The 18,160-nt window shown below is 38.3% G+C and carries 12 protein-coding genes; 6 read left to right on the forward strand and 6 right to left on the reverse strand.

Annotated elements, in window-relative coordinates; all coding sequences use genetic code 11:
• Positions 1–89: 89 nt before the first annotated feature.
• From ESZ48_RS00385 to ESZ48_RS00405, 5 genes are all read right to left on the reverse strand, one after another.
• Positions 90–2,069 (reverse strand): heavy metal translocating P-type ATPase, encoded by a 1,980-nt coding sequence (locus tag ESZ48_RS00385; RefSeq protein WP_129015334.1) that lies wholly within the window; start codon positions 2,067–2,069, stop codon positions 90–92.
• 9 nt (positions 2,070–2,078) lie between these two features.
• The gene (locus tag ESZ48_RS00390; protein ID WP_129015335.1) at positions 2,079–3,224 is read right to left on the reverse strand and encodes an efflux RND transporter periplasmic adaptor subunit; all 1,146 of its coding nucleotides are present in this window, start codon (positions 3,222–3,224) and stop codon (positions 2,079–2,081) included.
• Positions 3,224–7,534 carry a CusA/CzcA family heavy metal efflux RND transporter gene (locus ESZ48_RS00395; RefSeq protein WP_129015336.1) on the reverse strand — a complete coding sequence of 1,437 codons (4,311 nt, stop codon included), beginning with the start codon at positions 7,532–7,534 and terminating at the stop codon, positions 3,224–3,226. The genes ESZ48_RS00390 and ESZ48_RS00395 overlap by 1 nt, the downstream gene beginning before the upstream one ends.
• A 68-nt stretch (positions 7,535–7,602) precedes the next feature.
• Complete coding sequence (locus ESZ48_RS00400; RefSeq protein WP_129015337.1) at positions 7,603–7,992, reverse strand: hypothetical protein; 390 nt, start codon at positions 7,990–7,992, stop codon at positions 7,603–7,605.
• A gap of 52 nt (positions 7,993–8,044) precedes the next feature.
• Positions 8,045–11,455, reverse strand: a complete 3,411-nt coding sequence (locus tag ESZ48_RS00405) for a hypothetical protein (protein WP_129015338.1) — start codon at positions 11,453–11,455, stop codon at positions 8,045–8,047.
• 140 nt (positions 11,456–11,595) lie between these two features.
• On the opposite strand from ESZ48_RS00405, the gene ESZ48_RS00410 reads away from it, so the two are divergent.
• The 3 genes from ESZ48_RS00410 to ESZ48_RS00420 all read left to right on the forward strand — a co-directional run bounded on the left by ESZ48_RS00410 (position 11,596) and on the right by ESZ48_RS00420 (position 14,594).
• Positions 11,596–12,360: an exodeoxyribonuclease III gene (locus ESZ48_RS00410; protein WP_129015339.1), complete on the forward strand. Its 765-nt coding sequence runs from the start codon at positions 11,596–11,598 to the stop codon at positions 12,358–12,360.
• 108 nt (positions 12,361–12,468) lie between these two features.
• Positions 12,469–13,425 (forward strand): OmpA family protein, encoded by a 957-nt coding sequence (locus tag ESZ48_RS00415; protein WP_129015340.1) that lies wholly within the window; start codon positions 12,469–12,471, stop codon positions 13,423–13,425.
• 134 nt (positions 13,426–13,559) lie between these two features.
• Positions 13,560–14,594, forward strand: coding sequence for an aldo/keto reductase (locus ESZ48_RS00420; RefSeq protein ID WP_129015341.1), 1,035 nt, complete (start codon positions 13,560–13,562; stop codon positions 14,592–14,594).
• A gap of 71 nt (positions 14,595–14,665) precedes the next feature.
• Here ESZ48_RS00420 and ESZ48_RS00425 read toward each other — a convergent pair whose 3' ends face one another.
• Entirely contained in the window at positions 14,666–15,181 is a 516-nt protein-coding gene (locus tag ESZ48_RS00425) for a DUF5004 domain-containing protein (RefSeq protein WP_190246174.1), read from the reverse strand.
• Between the two features lie 572 nt (positions 15,182–15,753).
• Here ESZ48_RS00425 and ESZ48_RS00430 point away from each other — a divergent pair.
• From ESZ48_RS00430 to ESZ48_RS00440, 3 genes are all read left to right on the forward strand, one after another.
• The gene (locus tag ESZ48_RS00430) at positions 15,754–16,683 is read left to right on the forward strand and encodes an alpha/beta hydrolase (protein WP_129015343.1); all 930 of its coding nucleotides are present in this window, start codon (positions 15,754–15,756) and stop codon (positions 16,681–16,683) included.
• A 227-nt stretch (positions 16,684–16,910) separates the two neighbouring features.
• Positions 16,911–17,771 carry an SPFH domain-containing protein gene (locus tag ESZ48_RS00435; RefSeq protein ID WP_129015344.1) on the forward strand — a complete coding sequence of 287 codons (861 nt, stop codon included), beginning with the start codon at positions 16,911–16,913 and terminating at the stop codon, positions 17,769–17,771.
• Positions 17,772–17,912: 141 nt separating this feature from the next.
• A complete protein-coding gene (locus ESZ48_RS00440) occupies positions 17,913–18,098 on the forward strand; it encodes an Arc family DNA-binding protein (protein ID WP_129016025.1) in 186 nt (61 codons plus the stop codon).
• Positions 18,099–18,160: the final 62 nt, after the last annotated feature.

Here is an 18,160-nt window from a genome sequence, read left to right on the forward strand (position 1 = left end):
AAAAACCAAATCCCAAATTCCAATAAAGCAACATTGGAATTTGGGATTTTTGTTTTGTCATTTTTCAAAACCCTATAGTGCACAAAATTCTATTTCTCATTATAAGCCAGCAACCGCAACGCATTAAGCACCACCACCAATGTTGAACCTTCATGAAAAACAACTGCCAATCCAATTCCGGTTAAACCAAATATAGTTGCAGGCACCAATAAGGCCACCACACCCATACTGATCCAAATATTTTGGGTGATGATACGTTTGGATGCTCTACTCAAACCAATAGCAAAGGGTAACATTTCAATTTTATCTGACATCAATGCCACATCTGCAGTTTCTAGTGCAACATCACTTCCCGCAGCTCCCATGGCGACACTTACCGTGCTAAAGGCCATTGCTGGTGCATCGTTGACGCCATCACCAACCATCGCGATTTTCCCATCGCGTTCCATGAGTTTCTTGACCGCTTCTACCTTGTCTTCGGGCAGCAAATTGCCTCTTGCTTCGGTCAGTCCAATCTGTTTCGCTATGGCATCTCCCACATTTTGATGATCTCCCGTAAGCATGATCATGCGTTTAATACCTATCGCTCTCAATCGTTTTAAGGTTTCGACAGCTGTTTTTCTTGGGACATCCATTACGCTCACCAATCCAATAACCATATCATTATGAGCGACCAACATTGCGGTGTGCCCCTCTCGCAACAAACCTTCCATTTTTGAACGTAATTCGGAGGCAATGGTCATGCCTTCATCGGTCATTAATTTTTCATTGCCTATAAAAACAGTTTTATCTTGATAGGTGGCACTAATCCCCTTGCCTTGGATGGCGTTGACGTTTGATGCCAGATTTTCATGTTGCATGCCATATTTAGTTTGGACATCTTTTGCAATAGCTCTGGCCAACGGATGATTGCTCAAACTTTCAACTTCCAAAACAAGCCGCGCCAAATCTTCTTCTGAGTAATTGTCATGTGGAATCATATTGGTAAGCTTGGGTTTCCCTTCCGTCAAGGTTCCTGTTTTATCAAAGGCAATGGTTTGGATAGAACCCAAATCTTCTAAAGCTTTTCCTCCTTTGATCAACACCCCTTTTTGAGCAGCTCTAGCAATCCCACTTAAAACCGCACTTGGTGTAGAAATAGCCAAAGCACACGGACTCGCTGCTACCAAAACAGTTATCGCACGATACAAACTGTCATCAAAAGACTCGTCAACCACCAAATAGGCAAAACACAACGCAAATACTACCAAAATAACGATGGGTACGTAGCGTTCTTCAAACTTTTTGGTCATCCGTTGTGTAGGCGATTTTTGCGTTTCTACCTCGCTGACCATTTTGATCAATCGCGCTACAGTGGAATCTTTGCTCAATTTCAGAACCAAAACTTCAATACTTCCATCGCCATTAATTGTTCCTGTAAACACCACATGAGATGAATCAATATCATTAAAATTTGGAAGGTTATCTGTAGATGAAATGGCAATTTTATCAATCGGCATACTTTCTCCAGTAATGGGAGCCTGATCAATGGCACTACTTCCTTTGATGATCACTCCATCTGCTGCAATTTTAGAATTTGGTTTGATCACAATAACGTCATTGATCTTCAAATCCTCAACCCCAACTTCTTCAATTTTCCCGTCTCTTTTAATCAATGCGGTTTTGGGCGTTAAATCTCCTAAAGCCTCAATGGATTTTTTGGCTTTGTCCATGGCATAGTTTTCCAAAGCGTGCCCCAAACTGAACAAAAAAAGCAACAGCGCACCTTCCGCCCAACTTCCAATATAAGCAGCCCCAATAGCGGCTGCAATCATCAAGAAGTCAATTTCAAATTCGCCTTTTTTTATTTTTCCAAAAGCTTCAATAGTGATATAGTAGCCACCAAATCCGTAGGCAATTAAAAATGGAACAAGATATACCCACACCGATTGGGTATCAGATCCGAAAATTTTGAGTAAAAAACCCGTTAATAGAAAAAGGCCACATAATAATGAGAAATACAATTCAGTACGTGGGCCAAATATGCCATCATGATCGTGATGATGGTCTTCTTTATGATGATCTGTCATAGTTTAATTTTAATGTGCATGTCCGCCGTCGTCTGCTTCATTCAGCAACATATAGGTACCATTCACTACTATTTTTTTATCCTTTAAAGATACTGCGTTTAAAACTTCCACAACATCTTCAGTTTGTAAACCTATATCTAATTTCACCTTTGTGAAATAATAGTCGCTGGAAGTTTCCTTATCCAAAACCAACGCAAAATAATCATTTTCAACCTGAATTACCGCAGTTTTAGGCAATGCAATCCCATTTGAAGAACCAACGATAATATCAGCCTCTGCAAACATCCCAACAATAAAAGCGGTATGGTCGTTTTCAATATGACCATGGACTACCACCCTTCTGTTTGTGGGATCAATTGTTGTTCCTACCAAATGCACTTCCGCCTTATAAATACTATCTGAAGCTTCTGGAATTCTAAAATCAATGCCTTGGCCTTTCTTTACTTTGAGAATATCTTTTTCAAACACTGACAACTCCAAATGGATGTGTTTTGTATCAATTATTTCTAAAATAATATCCGCAGGCGAAACATAAGTACCATTGCTAACATTGACCTTGGTCACGAATCCATCAATGGGCGCGTAAAGATTAATTGTGGAAGTGATGGTTCCGCTTTCTACAGATGTAGGATTTATGTTGAGCATCTGAAGTTTCTTTTTGAGACCGTTATAATGTGCCAAACTGCTCTTATAATCGCTTTCTGCCTTTAAAAAGTTCTTTTCCGAACTAATCTTTTCATCATACAAGGTTTTTTGCCGTGTAAACTCAGATTTCAAGAAATTTAGCTGTTGTGCAATTTCTGAATACCGTTGTTGGATTTCTACAAATTCTGTACTTTCCAACGTGAGTAAAAACTGCCCTTTCTTAACCTCATCCCCAATAAGCAATGGGCTTTTAGTGACGTAACCTCCCATAAAAGTGCTGACACTCGACTGGTTTTGGGTGGGTACTTCAATCAGTCCACTTACCTTTACAATGGAATTAAAGTCGTGTTCTAAAAGAGTTCCGAATGCCATTTTTTCACCATCGAACTGTTCTTTCGAAACGACTAGTTCGTCTGATTTCAATTGAATTTTTTCGATTTGTTCTTCTTTTTTATCATTTCCACAAGCTACCAAAAGCATGAAAATAAATACGATATATAGCTGTTTCATTAGTCTAAAATTAAATAATTGATTGCAATAATAGTTTGATTGTAAGCATTAAGATTATCTAGATAAGTCATTTCAATATCTTTAGACGTCTCAATACTTTGAATGTATTGGAAAAAATCAATTTCTCCTTCCTTAAGCGTTCGTTCTGCCGTTTTGATAATTTCTTCTGAAAGGTGCTTTCCCTGTGTTTCATAATAAAGAACGGCCTCATCATACTGCTGCAGCTTAGCAAATAAGGCTTCTTTTTCAGCCTGCCATTTTGATCGGTAATCCTGTTGTCTTTCTTCTACAATATCCTGAGCAATTTTTGAGGCCTTTATTTTAGAGGAATTCCCCCCGAACAATAGAGGAATCTTCAGACCTAATTGGTAACCCACAAAATCCTTGCTCAAACCGTCATTAATACCATGAAGATATTCCAAACTTATATCAGGCATTAAACTCTGATTTTCTTGCCGCAATCTCGCATCATAAAAGGATTTGGACTGTTCAAAATAGAGCATCCCCACATTTTCATTTATAGATTCTGAATGCATTGACAACTTTCCTAAAGGCTCATCCGTAACGACAAGATCTTCAACCTGGACAGTTTTTTTTAGAAGTGACTGATACATGATCACTTCTTGCTGGGCTTGTCTATAAAGCGTTTCCAATTGTTTTTGTTTGGATTGCGCAGTGATCATTTCCAAATAATTGGTTTCCCCCAATTCAAACCGTCGTTTGGCAGATTGTGCGAAATTTTGGTACAAACTATCTAAAAAATGATAGGATCTGGCCTTGTTTTTGGCATAAGTCAAATTGTAATAGGCTGAATACACCTCTTTCTGTAGAACTTGAAGTCCTATAGCATGTGCAGACTCCTGCAATCTGACCTTCGCCCTGTTCACGTTTCTATCCGCTATATAAGCTGTGGGAAATTTAAAATCCTGTGAAACTCCAAAAACCTTTAAAGGATCCACTTCATTGGCATTATTTTCATACTTGTAATAAACAGAGGTTTTATCAAAACTGAAAGCACTTCCTATTAAAGCAACGGCTTCCTCAACTTGAAGCGAAGACGCCTTTAATCCAGAATTATTTTCAATGGCCAAATTCATAACCTCTTCAACGTTCATTGGCCGTTCTTGTGCACTCACATGAAACGTCAACATGAGCAACGCAATAGTTACAATTCCTGTTTTATTCATTTTTAATTCTCTTTTCTTTTCTACCCAAGCGTATAATACTGGCAATACCACCAAGGTTAAAATTGTAGCACTAATCAATCCACCAATAACCACTGTGGCTAACGGACGTTGCACCTCAGCACCAGCGTTTGTGGAAATGGCCATGGGCAAAAACCCTAAGGCAGCCGCTGAAGCCGTTAGCAAAACAGGTCTTAAGCGCTCCTGTGTGCCACGTTTGATACGTTCTTCTATATTCATAACACCCTGGCTTTTAAGTTCTTTGAAATGTTCTATCAAGACAATTCCATTAAGTACGGCAATTCCAAATAGGGCAATAAATCCAACACCAGCGGAGATGCTGAATGGTAAATCTCTCATCCATAAAAATAAGATGCCACCTACTGCTGATAAAGGAATGGCCGAATAAATTAACAACGCATCTTTAACGGAATGGAAAGCGAAGTACAACAGGATAAAAATCAGCACCAACGCTACGGGGACAGCCACCATTAATCGCGCCTTAGCACTTTGCAAGTTCTCAAATTGCCCACCATAGGTTATACTATATCCTGCTGAAAGTTTCAGATTATTCTCGATAAGATCCTGAACTTCGTCCACCACCGATTGCAAATCCCGATTTCTGACATTCACCCCAACTACGATTCGCCGTTTGGTATCATCTCGAGATATTTGCGCTGGTCCAGTCGTATAAGTAATCTCCGCCAATTCACTCAACGGAATTTTTCCACCACTCGGAATATCCACATATAAATTTTTAAGACTTTCAATATTCTGTCTTTGTGATTCCTCAAGCCTTAGGACCAAATCAAATCGTTTTTCACCTTCAAAAACACTGCCGACGGTTCGCCCGGCAAAACCAGCAGAAATCAAATCGTTCAAATCCGCTATATTCACGCCATATCTGGCAATTTTACTTCGGTTGAATTTGACGCTCATTTGAGGCAAACCTTCTACTTTTTCAACAATAATATCAGAAGCACCTTCTACGTCTTGAATCAAATTCTTTATTTCGTCCGCTTTTTGGGCTAAAACCGATAAATCTTCTCCAAAAATCTTGATGGCCAAATCGGCGCGAACACCTGTAATCAATTCGTTAAATCGCATTTCTATGGGTTGTGTAAACTCCACTTCCATTCCTGGGATGACCCGCAGCGCTTCTTCAAACTTATCGGCCAATTCATTTTTTGAGCTGGCAGATACCCATTCCTTCTTTGGTTTGAGTTTGATGATGACATCACTTTCTTCCATGGACATCGGATCGGTTGGAACTTCTGCAGCACCAATTCGTGTCACCACTTGTTCCACTTCAGGGAAATTATCCAATAGTATCTGTTCGATTCTGGTGGTGATCTCTATCGTTTTGCTCAACGATGTTCCTGTTTTTAAAACAGGTTGGATGACAAAATCCCCTTCATCAAGTGTTGGTACAAATTCGCCGCCCATTCTGCTAAAAATCCAACCGCTTAATACTAATAACACTACCGATACCCCAATTACCAAGCGCGTATTTAATAATGCCCAATTGATTACTGGTCGGTATTGCCTATTTAAAAATCGCATCAAACGCACTGAAATGTTGGAATCCTTTGGTTTAACGGCTTTTAAAAACATGGAGGATGCCACCGGAACGTAAGTGAGACAAAAAATCATGGCACCAATCAAGGCAAAGCTGAAGGTCATCGCCATAGGCTTGAACATCTTACCTTCCACTCCACTCAAGGATAGTATCGGAATAAAGACAATTAGAATAATAAGTTGCCCGAAAATGGCCGAATTCATCATTTTGGAAGCACTCTTTAAGGTAATCTGATCGATTTCAGATTGCTGCTCAACCTTTGAAAGTGATTGAATCTTGGCACTTTTCGTCACAATCTGATAGGCGATGAATTCCACAATAATGACGGAACCATCAATAATAATTCCGAAATCAATAGCTCCAAGACTCATCAAATTGGCATCAACACCAAAAATATTCATCATTGAAATGGCAAACAGCAAACTCAGCGGAATCACAGAGGCTACTACCAAACCAGAACGCCAATTTCCTAATAATAGGACCACTACAAAAATAACGATCAACGAGCCCAAAATGAGGTTTTCTGCCACAGTAAAAGTCGTCTTATCAATAAGTTCGGTGCGTTCTAAAAACGCATTGATATAAACACCTTCGGGTAGTGTTTGTTCAATAGAGGCTACACGTTCTTTAACCGCATTAATGATCTTTTTGGAGTTACCATCCTTAATCATCATAATTTGTCCGAGCACCTTCTCACCTTCACCATTTCCTGTAATGGCTCCAAAACGGGTGGCGCTACCAAAGCCAACTTTAGCAATATCCTTTACATATATAGGAACACCATCGTTTCTGACCACGATATTTTCAATATCCTGAAGCGATTGCACCAAACCTTCACCACGGATAAAAAATGCCTGATTGGCTTTTTCAATGTATCCACCACCGGCTATACTGTTATTTTTTTCGAGTGCCTCATAAATTTCAGAGATGGAAATATTCATGGCATTCAATTGTTGCGGATTGATGGCCACCTCGTATTGCTTTAAAAATCCGCCCCAAGTATTGACTTCCACCACACCGGGAATCCCAGATAACTGACGTTTTACAATCCAATCTTGAATAGTCCGCAACTCAGTAATGCTATACTTGTCTTCATACCCAGGTTTGACATCAAGGATATATTGATAGATTTCACCCAATCCTGTGGTAATAGGACCCATTTCTGGCACACCAAAACTTTCAGGAATTTTCTCTGAGGCCGATTTGATTTTTTCAGCAATGAGTTGCCGCGGTAAATAGGTTCCCATATCATCCTCAAAAACGATGGTCACCACAGAAAGTCCAAATTTTGAAGTCGAACGAATCTCAATAACGCCAGGCAAATTGGCCATTTCCAACTCAATAGGATAGGTAATAAATTGCTCGACATCCTGAGTTGACAGGTTGCGCGATGTTGTGATTACTTGGACCTGATTATTGGTTATATCCGGAACGGCACCAATGGGGATCCTGGTTAAGGAAAAAATTCCAAAACCGATCACAAAGCCCATAAATAGTAGAATAATAAGCTTATTCCTTAAACTGAATCTTATAATATGTTCTAACATAACTCATACGTAAAGCGTTGTAAACCATTGCGAAATGGTTTATTTAAAATAACTTAAACTAAAATGAATTATGCAGTTTTAGGTGGCTGAAACACAGATGGTTTCTCAAATAATGAGAACGATTCTTTATAATGGAAATTCAGACGAATTTCAACAAAAGCCTCGTATGAGTCTGAAAACTCGACATTTTGAAGTGTAAAAGAGGTGTTTATATGACAACAGTTGTGGTCAATATGTTTGAAGGGTAAATCTTCATGTTCAGAATGATCATCTCCAAGATGCAATGAAGCTTCACCGTAATGTTCAGAAAGGAAATCAAAAAAAGAATCACCATAGGTTTCTTGGTGATAAGACGCATGCTCCATAAGCACACCAAATTTTGACAGGTCTTCAAAGCTGATATTCAGACTTTGAAAAAGAATCAAGACGCTATAGAATATGGCAACTAACTTTGACATGTGAGCAAAGCTAAGAAAAAAACTTAACACCTTATGTGACATAAGTCACCTTTTAAAAATAAGCTTTCAATTGGACTGTTCCTGTATGGATGGTTTTAGAGGTTTCTGTTTTACGTCCGAAGTAATTCAGGTTTAAATCTAAAAATGCGGTCAATTTCCGCTGTGCCAATAAGGTCCAGGTGAAGTTTTTACCAGGCTGTAAACCTTCCAGCATTTGATACGATACTGGCGTGTTTGCATTGCCTTCAAAGCTGTTGTCATAAAAATTGATTTCACCAGTAAGGGCAACTTTTTGAGCTTTATTATAGGTGAATGACAATCCGAAATTATTTTGAAGCAAAGTTTCCATATTGCCGATGGTATTGTCTTTGGAAGTGTATTGGTAAAAGATATCAAAGCGGGCATTCTCATTGAACAAATAAGACAATTTAGGTTGCAGGCGTGTTTCGTCTATTTTATAATTTCGAGTTGCGAAATTTTCACTCAAACTTTGATTTTCTTCTAAACTAGTTTTTAAATTCAACAGCCAACTTTCGGCAAACTTGTGATTAAAATTAAGTTGATGGCTATATAATTTACTCTCTTGAAATCCGATGGAAAGTAAAGTTTTCGCGGCGTTGGTTAAAAATGTGTAGGATGTGGTGTATTGTTGTTTCCCTCTATTAAAAAACAAAATGTTTCTAACACTCTTGTTCAATGCTAATTGATTCTCGTCGCTATCTGCAAAGGGGTTGAGATCAAAGGCACTGTCTTGTCTTTTTAACTTCCGATCCACTAAATAGGAGGTCTGATTGTAAAAATGCGACCAAAATTTCTTGCTGCTACTTTCACTCACTGCCCATTGTTGCGGATTGATGGTCACAGTTTGACTCAATCTGTTTTGATGCGTTTTGACAAATACTTGATTGGGCAACAGCACCCTGATGAATTCACCTTGATCCTGAAATTGTGCAATTTCAAATTCGTTGAGCTCTTGAATGCCATTGTTATTATAGTCAATCCACGTGTAGGCACCTTGACCTGGTTCCACTTTGACATAGGTAAAATCCTGTTGAGGCAGACTTCCGGCATTGGTCTCAAAAACCGTGTTCCATAACACTATTTGAGAAAACAGTTGCTTATTGAAAGTCACTCTCGAATTTAAGGAATTTTCATTTTCAATGGCTTTATCCACCGATTTTAATGTGCGATAATTAATATAAACACCGAAATCTGTCGAGGCATTCTGAATGATTTTCGATTTTATATAATAAGTATTGGAAGTGCTGACCTTTTCTACACTATTCATACGTAAACTATCATTGACGCGATGTCGATACCCCACTTCGGCAAAAACTTTTGTGCTGTCGCCAATTCCGTAAAACACTTCCGTCGATTTAAAGCGTTGGCTTAATGTGGTTAGTTGGTTGGTTGAAATTTCGCGTTGCTCATTATCTTCTGCAGCCAATTTCGTTCCCACCCATTGGTTTTTGAAGTTATAAGTCAATCTATTAAAAGTCCTTAAAAACGTCGATTCCGAGATATCACTTTCACTATTCAAAATACTGGAATTGGTAAAAACTTGCCATCTTCCAAACTTCAAACTGGCAAATGCACTATGTCTATTGCCATTGAAATTTTCAGAATAATTAAGATGCTCAAATTTATAACTGGCCATACCGTTTTTTGGATGAAAGAGATCAAGGCCTGCAGTCAGTAAATTTTGATTCCCGAGTGGCATTTCCAAATTCCAATCCCGATTGAACTCTGCATAATACAACCGTTGGATGGATTTAAAATCCTTTTGAATGATATCCGCATCAAGAATGGCGGACAAATTCCAAAGACTATCGCTTTTTATGACCTCTTGCCGGACGCGAAGTTTTCCGGCGAATCCGTCGTTATTGTCATCATCCAAGTTTGAAAAAAGATTTAAATCGTTTTTACTGCCAGCGGCTTCAAAATAAATATCCGTTCTCTCGGTAGGTTTATAGCTTCCATTCACCACTGCCACCTGCAATTTAGTGGGTGCAATCAATTGGACGATCGCAGCATAATTTCCTTGAGGCACACCAGAAACTGGCGACACGTACTCATAGATATTAGAAACTGCATTGCTATTAATCAGGACATAATCCCCCTGATTATCGCCAACCAAACGGAATTTGACACTGTACAATTCATCTTCAGGATTGGTTGAAAACACATAAGCTTCTTCACCATCTAAAAGTATTTTTTTGTATAAAATACGGTTTTCATTATACGGCTCAGGCACACCAGAAGGTGCGACCATCAAGGATTGATCATCGCCGGCATTGGCCAAAATTTGGACCTGTTCCGGGGATAAGTTTTGTTGTAAAGGTTGATTTTTAGAATCGACTTCTGAATAGACGGAAGCACCGATTTTAAATTTTTTGGTTTCGACACTTCCCCCGCCAAATACCGTAAACCTTGAGAAATTACGTTCACTAAACTGATAATCTACGGTAATGCGCATTTCAGAAGTCATCGGGAAGGTGGAGTTGAAAATGATTTCACCCGCGTTGTAGTCGATGATGTAATCTTGATTTTCACCGCGTTTTATAGGCGTTCCGTTCACATAAACCGTTTCACTGCCAGAAACCACCAACACATACAACTCGTTATTTGGACCCCTCAATTTGTAAGGGCCTTGATTGCCTTCTTGCGCCCTAAATTGACTGGTCGTAAATTGACCTCTAACCAATGCACCGGCAGCAAACAAATGAGTTCTGGAAGTGTCGTTGTCCAAATCTACATCCACATTCAAGCCTTGAACGCGTTTGGTGAAACTGGCAAAATACGAATCCTTGTTTTGTAAATCAATATCTCCTGCCCTGATCCGCCAGGTATCACTAAACAATTCAATAAAAACTTGATCAAACTCGTCCAGACGTTGGGAATAACCACTTTCCTGCAACGGAATATTGGCATCTTGAATTGACGCCCTCAAAGACACCTTATCACTCAACTTTCCAGAAATTTGAAGATCGAGCTCGCTGTTCAATACCGAGTTTTGATTGTTGCCAATGGTCACACCTCTTGAAATACTTCCTGAAGTGGTCAATCCATCAAAAGGTGTAAAATTTTTGGTCAAGGTCGATTGCTGCATCTTATAGAGTTGCTGCATGTTATTGGTGTTTTCAACGATGATCTTATCGTCAAGCTGAAAATATTTACGAGTGATAAAATTTGGATACCTTAGATAATCAATGATTACAGAGTCTGTTTCAACAGGTTTTTTAAACGTCAGAAGCGCTTTTGAAAAATCGACTTTATAATAAGAAGTGTCAATGATGACATTCTCTTTAGTTTTAAGACTGAATTGACTGGAATTAATGCTCACCGAATCAATTTTAATTGAATCTTTGACCGCCATTTTCTTTACCCTATAATTGGACGTTGGTTCCTGCGCATACACACAACAACACGTTAAAAAGGAGATAACAAGAACAGCAATTTTCATCTAATACATTAACTTCTAAAGACAGATATTATTTTATCGTTAAAATGCCTTTAAAATTATCGTATAAAAGTACAGTATTATTTAAGTTTGTGCGAAATCAAGTTTTAACTTAAAGATTCCCGTTTTCCTGGGAAATACATATGAAAATCATCTCCTACAACGTCAACGGTATTCGTGCAGCACTCAATAAAGGATTCATCGAGTGGTTAAAAAGCGCCAATCCAGACGTCATTTGCCTACAAGAAATCAAAGCCATGGAAGAACAATTGGACGTCTCGGTTTTTGAAGAAGCAGGATATCCATATCATTATTGGTTCAGTGCGCAAAAAAAAGGCTATAGTGGCGTGGCCATACTCTGCAAAACCAAACCTAACCACGTAGAATACGGCACAGGAATTGCATCCATGGACTTTGAAGGACGTAACCTAAGAGTAGACTTTGACAACGTCTCCATTATGAGTCTGTATTTACCATCAGGCACCAATGACGCTCGTTTGCAACATAAATTTGATTATATGGATATGTTCCAGGTTTATATCGATGAACTGAAAACAAGAATCCCAAATCTGATTATTTTAGGCGATTATAACATTTGTCATGAAGAAATAGATATCCACAATCCGAAAGGACTTTCCAATGTTTCTGGATTTTTACCTGTGGAACGCAAATGGATTGGAAATTTTATGAGTAACGGATTTATAGATTCCTTCAGACATTTTAATAAAGAACCTGATAATTATACCTGGTGGAGCTATAGAGCCAACTCAAGAGCAAGAAACAAGGGCTGGCGATTGGATTATGCATTAGTGAACGCTCCCTTACAAGAAAAATTGAAACGCAGCGTTATCTTGTCAGATGCTGTGCATAGTGACCATTGTCCGATATTGCTGGAAATTGAGGATTGAAGATTGAAGACGGATGACCGAAGTCCGAAGACTGATGACCGACGACCGAAGACCGAAGACTGCAGACTGCAGACTAATAAATGAACCTAACAATAAAAACCTATAAACATGATTAAAAAATTGTCCCTTATTGCATTAACGCTTGTATTGACAACGTCTTGTGTGTCAAAAAAAATCTATACAGATTTAGAGAGTAAATACGCCTCTTTAAGAAAAGAGAACCGAAAAATCTCTGATGAAAACGCCGATCTGAAGAAAGATCTGATCCTGTCTCAGAATAGATTATTGCAATTACAAAGAGATTATGATGATACCACAGCTAAACGGAATGAGCTTCAAAAGGAATATGATATCACCAATACCAATCTTAAAAACCTGCAAGAATCGTATCAAGCTTTAGAAAAAAACAGCTCTTCTGCTATTGCCGAAAATGCTAAAAAGAATAGAGAGTTATTAGCACAATTAGAAGCGAAAGAACAAGCTTTAGCCAATGAAAATACGCGTTTGCAAAAATTGAAGGACGACATGGAAGCCCGTTCACATCGGATTGCAGAACTTGAAAGCATGATTGCTGCCAAAGATGCTGCCATGAACAGACTTAAAGATGCTATTTCCAAAGCCCTGACCAATTTTGAAGGCAAAGGTTTGACCGTTGAACAACGCGATGGTAAAGTGTACGTTTCTATGGAAAATAAGTTGTTGTTCCAATCGGGAAGTTGGGCCGTGGGCGTCAACGGTAGAGAAGCCGTAAAACAATTGGGAAGTGTGTTGGCTCAAAATCCAGACATTGCCATTTTGATTGAAGGCCATACGGATAACGATCCTTATAATGGCACTGGACCAATGAATAGCAACTGGGATCTATCAACAAAACGTGCTACCTCAATCGTTCAAATTTTAAAAGAGAACCCAGCCATCAATCCTGAGAACTTGACCGCCGCAGGTCGTGGTGAATATGCACCAATCGCAACAAACGACACCGCTGAAGGTAAAGCCAAAAACAGACGTATTGAAGTTATTCTAACACCTAAATTAGATGAAATTTCTAAACTGTTGAATGATTAATTGATCTTAGACCTGTCAGGTTTCAAAAACCTGACAGGTCTCTGTATATCCATAAATCGAAAAAATGTAACTAAAAATGAGATCCCTGCCTTCGCAGGGATTTAATAAGACCCCTGCCTTCGCAGGGAATTGACATGACATACACCACACTTCCTCACACCAACATAAAAGTCAGCAAACTGTGTTTGGGCACCATGACTTGGGGACTCCAAAACACCCAAGCTGAAGCTTTTGAACAAATGGATTACGCCTTGGATCAGGGCATTAATTTTTTCGATACTGCAGAGCTATATCCAGTTCCAGCAGAACCAAAAACCTATGCGGATACTGAGCGCATTATTGGTAACTGGTTTGAAAAAACCAGAAATAGGGATAAGGTAGTATTAGCATCCAAAATTGCAGGTACTGGAGAGTATACAGCCCATATAAGAACCAATGGCTTTAGTCCAGAAGCTATAAAAGATGCGGTCAACAACAGTTTAAAACGTTTGAAGACGGATTATATAGATCTATACCAATTGCATTGGCCAGAACGGAACACGAATACTCTAGGTCAACGTGACTATAAACATGAAGATGAACAATGGCAGGATAATTTTAATGAAATCCTCCACACTTTCGACGGCATTATTGCCTCTGGGAAAATCAGGAATATAGGGATTTCCAATGAAAAAGCTTGGGGAACGATGCGCTTTTTGGAAGAGTCCAAACTGCATAATTTACCAAAAATGCTCACCATCCAAAATGCCTATTCTTTGATCAATCGGATTTTTGAAGGGGATATGGCAGAGATAGCCATGAGAGAAAACATTGGGCTTTTGGCTTATTCACCGATGGCCTGTGGTGTGTTGTCAGGAAAATATATCAAAGGTGAGGATACTAAAAATTCAAGATTAAATCTTTTTACAAGGTTTGCGAGATACAGCAGTCCGCAATGTACAGAAGCAACAAAACGATATCTTGCCTTAGCAGACCAACATAATTTATCTTTAGCACAAATGTCTTTGGCGTTTGTGACCCAACAACCCTTTGTAACCAGTACTATTATTGGGGCAACCAGTTTAGATCAACTTAAAGAAAATAGTGACAGCATCCATTTGAACTTGAGTCAGGAAGTTTTGGACGCTATTGAAGAGATTCATAAGGAAATTCCAAATCCATCTGCATAATCAAATAGGAATTAAATATAAAAAGCGGATCATACACGATCCGCTTTTTATATTTCATAGAGTTTTTGGAGTTATACTGGCTGTACATTCACCGTCTTGTCAAACGTAAATTTCACCTTAATGGTCTTACTCGCTCCGTTTACATCTCGAAAATGAAGAATGGCGTCATAGGAAAATTTATCCCCCTCAGCACTTTTCTCAATCATTATTCTTTGAGAAGAGCAATTGGCTACTAACGTCAAATCATTTCCGATTAAATTCCATGTCCCAGGAAAAGTTAGTTTATTGGTACAATCAACAGCCGAATATCCTTGTAAATATTCTAAATTTCTGTTGCTCATAAACTTATACACCAAATCACGGTCACACGCTGTATATTGAGCAAAAACATCGGTCATAGGGTTGTCGGTATTGTCTTCCGTAAGATCTATGGCCTCATCTGCTTCCATGGCAACAAGCTTATAAGAGCCGGAAAATTCGGTTTCAGTGGCACTTAAGTCACCTGTTAAGGCATCAGGACATTGAATACCATCATCAGTATTGCAACTAACAATAGATAGGGCGGCGATCACCACTAACGATTTCATAATTAAAATTGATTTTCTCATGTTTTTTGTAGTTTTTTGAGTTCATTAAGTAAGATGCGCGAAACTTGAAAAGGTTGCTTCTAAAAAGTATAAAAAAATATTTAAGTGAAAATTTATGATGAATAAATCTGCGAAACACTAAACATCAAAGCGATAGTATGGAAATGAAATTGGTATATAACGGATAGAAACACCAGAACCTTATAAAAAGAAAGAACCGAGGTCCCTCAACCTCGGTTCTCCTAATTTGCGTTTTTTATATTGCGTAGATTTAGGGTCACTAAGTCAACAACATATGCAAATATTAATTAATTAATCCATTGAACTAAAACCTAAATTTCAGTACACTTCAAATGTAAAATTATTATTCAAATTATCAGTTAAAACACATATTAAATCGATGAAATACATCAAACTTTAACACTTGACGACTAAAAGCTGCATTTCAACGACAAAACACACCGTCATTTTATTAAAATTTGCACATAAGGAGTATCATTTTTTTGATATTTGAACGTTAATTATTAAAATTAAATTGCGAGATGTATCTTCGTAACGTAAAAAATAAATTTATGAGAACCTTAATTATTCTTTTTAGTCTAATCACTTCATTTGCTTTTGGTCAAGAACTGACCTATTCTGAAACGCCAATTAGCGTTTCAAAATGGATTGATGGCAGTTTGTTGGTTCCAAATTCTGGATCAGATCAACTTGCCATTATTATTGCTGGCTCTGGTCCAACAGATAGAGATGGCAATCAGAACTTTTTAAAAACCAACAATCTTAAAAAATTGGCGCAAGAACTTGCCTTAAACGGGATTGCTACTTTTAGATATGACAAACGTATCGTAAAACAGATCAAAATGAATTCTGTGGATCCGAACATTAAATTTGATGATTTCGTTTCAGATGCCATTGATGTGGTCCATTATTTTAAAACAAAACAAAAATTTAAAAACATCTATATCATAGGTCATAGTCAAGGGAGTTTAATTGGGATGTTGGCCGCTCAACAAGATGTCAACGGTCTTATTTCTCTTGCGGGTGCAGGTCAATCCATTGATGCTGTGGTTATTGATCAGGTCCAAAAAACGGCACCTATGTTTACAGAGGAGACCAAACGGGTATTTGATGTTTTAAGATCTGGAAAAACAACTACCGACTATCCTCCGGCACTTGCGTCTATCTTTGACAGCAGTGTACAGGAATTTATGATGAGCTGGATGAAACATGATCCATCGGTAATCATCAAGAAACTAGACCTTCCCATTTTAATTATTAATGGCACTAAAGATCTTCAAGTTAGTGTGACGGAAGCAGAGGCATTACATGAAGCCTCAGAAAAATCAGAATTAAAACTTATAGAAAACATGAACCATGTTTTATTTATAATACATGGAGATGATCAAGAAAATGCCAAATCCTATAACGATCCTAATGGAAAAGTTTCAGAGGAACTAATAAAAGACATTGTCGCCTTCATAAAAAAGTACGCACCCTAATGACTTCCATAAAAAAAGCATCTCGAAATCGAGATGCTTTTTTACTAACTAACCAACCAAATCGTAATATTAACGTCTCTAAAGGTTAACTACTCCTTTTTTGTAATGTAGAGCATAATTATTACAACATACCCTTTCCAAATTCCGTGCCAGAAACCATTTGCGTGTTAAAAACCTTTGATCTATCTTTATGATATCAATATGATATCATTTTAAATGAAAACCACATGAAAGAAGAAAAAATTATAATTCCAGCCAACGGCTACTTAATGCTGTTTATGTTCTTTATCCTATTTATCGGTGGTATTGTCGCCATAGCAATGACACAAAACTCTTTATTTGCTTTGGCAATCATGGCTGCAATTTTTATCGCCCCAGGTTTTTTAATGGTGCAACCCAACAACTCAAGAGTTTTGTTGTTATTTGGAAAATATGTCGGAACCGTTAAAAGGAACGGTTTTTACTGGGTCATTCCGTTTTATACTAAAACGAGGATTTCGTTAAGAGCAAGTAACTTTGACAGTGAACGTTTAAAGGTGAATGATAAATTGGGAAACCCTGTCATGATCAGTACCATTTTGGTTTGGCGTGTTGAGAACACTTACAAAGCCGCTTTTGATGTTGATAATTATCAAAATTTTGTTCGCGTTCAAACCGATGCTGCAGTGAGAAAGCTGGCAAGCATGTATCCTTATGACAATTTTGCCGATGAAGGATTGACCGAAGATATCACCTTGCGCTCAAGTGTGAACGAAGTCAGTGAAGCCCTTGAAAAAGAACTTGAAGAACGTTTAGCGATTGCAGGAATTGAAGTTCTGGAGGCGCGAATTGGTTATTTGGCTTACGCGCAAGAGATTGCAAATGCCATGCTCAAACGTCAACAAGCCACCGCCATTGTTGCAGCACGTCACAAAATTGTGCAAGGTGCCGTAGGCATGGTTGAAATGGCATTGGAAGAATTAAGCAAGAAAAACATCATACATTTGGATGAAGAGCGGAAAGCAGCCATGGTAAGCAACCTCATGGTTATTCTGTGCAGCGACAAAGATGCTACGCCTATCGTGAATGCCGGAACGTTAAATCATTAACCATAAAAAACATAAAGTGATTCGAAAATAGTTGATCCCATAAAGCAAAAAATGGAAAATCAACCAAGTTCTCTCACGCATCAAGAAGGCACATTTTTCATAGATGTGATCAAAAACAATTCAATAAAAATAAATAGTCTAATGTCCAAAAAGAAAGCCTTTGCACTTCGCATCAATGAAGAGATGCTCAATGCCATTGAGAAATGGGCTTCCGATGAATTCAGGAGCACAAATGGTCAAATTGAGTATCTCCTCATGCAGGCTTTAAAGAAAGCGAACCGTCATCCAAGACAATCCAACAACGATACTCCTAAAAGCGACAACTAAAATGTCGCTTTTTTTAAAACTTAAATTGTGGTATTTTGCGGTTCAAACTCACTTACCATGTC

The sequence above is a fragment of the Gelidibacter gilvus genome, assembly GCF_004115975.1.
Classification (GTDB): Bacteria; Bacteroidota; Bacteroidia; order Flavobacteriales; family Flavobacteriaceae; genus Gelidibacter; species Gelidibacter gilvus.

Coding starts and splice junctions, on each gene's coding strand:
- ESZ48_RS00385 (WP_129015334.1), bottom strand. CDS start 2,069: ATGACAGATCATCATAAAGAAGACCATCATCACGATCATGATGGCATA.
- ESZ48_RS00390 (WP_129015335.1), bottom strand. CDS start 3,224: ATGAAACAGCTATATATCGTATTTATTTTCATGCTTTTGGTAGCTTGT.
- ESZ48_RS00395 (WP_129015336.1), bottom strand. CDS start 7,534: ATGTTAGAACATATTATAAGATTCAGTTTAAGGAATAAGCTTATTATT.
- ESZ48_RS00400 (WP_129015337.1), bottom strand. CDS start 7,992: ATGTCAAAGTTAGTTGCCATATTCTATAGCGTCTTGATTCTTTTTCAA.
- ESZ48_RS00405 (WP_129015338.1), bottom strand. CDS start 11,455: ATGAAAATTGCTGTTCTTGTTATCTCCTTTTTAACGTGTTGTTGTGTG.
- ESZ48_RS00410 (WP_129015339.1), top strand. CDS start 11,596: ATGAAAATCATCTCCTACAACGTCAACGGTATTCGTGCAGCACTCAAT.
- ESZ48_RS00415 (WP_129015340.1), top strand. CDS start 12,469: ATGATTAAAAAATTGTCCCTTATTGCATTAACGCTTGTATTGACAACG.
- ESZ48_RS00420 (WP_129015341.1), top strand. CDS start 13,560: ATGACATACACCACACTTCCTCACACCAACATAAAAGTCAGCAAACTG.
- ESZ48_RS00425 (WP_190246174.1), bottom strand. CDS start 15,181: ATGAAATCGTTAGTGGTGATCGCCGCCCTATCTATTGTTAGTTGCAAT.
- ESZ48_RS00430 (WP_129015343.1), top strand. CDS start 15,754: ATGAGAACCTTAATTATTCTTTTTAGTCTAATCACTTCATTTGCTTTT.
- ESZ48_RS00435 (WP_129015344.1), top strand. CDS start 16,911: ATGAAAGAAGAAAAAATTATAATTCCAGCCAACGGCTACTTAATGCTG.
- ESZ48_RS00440 (WP_129016025.1), top strand. CDS start 17,913: ATGTCCAAAAAGAAAGCCTTTGCACTTCGCATCAATGAAGAGATGCTC.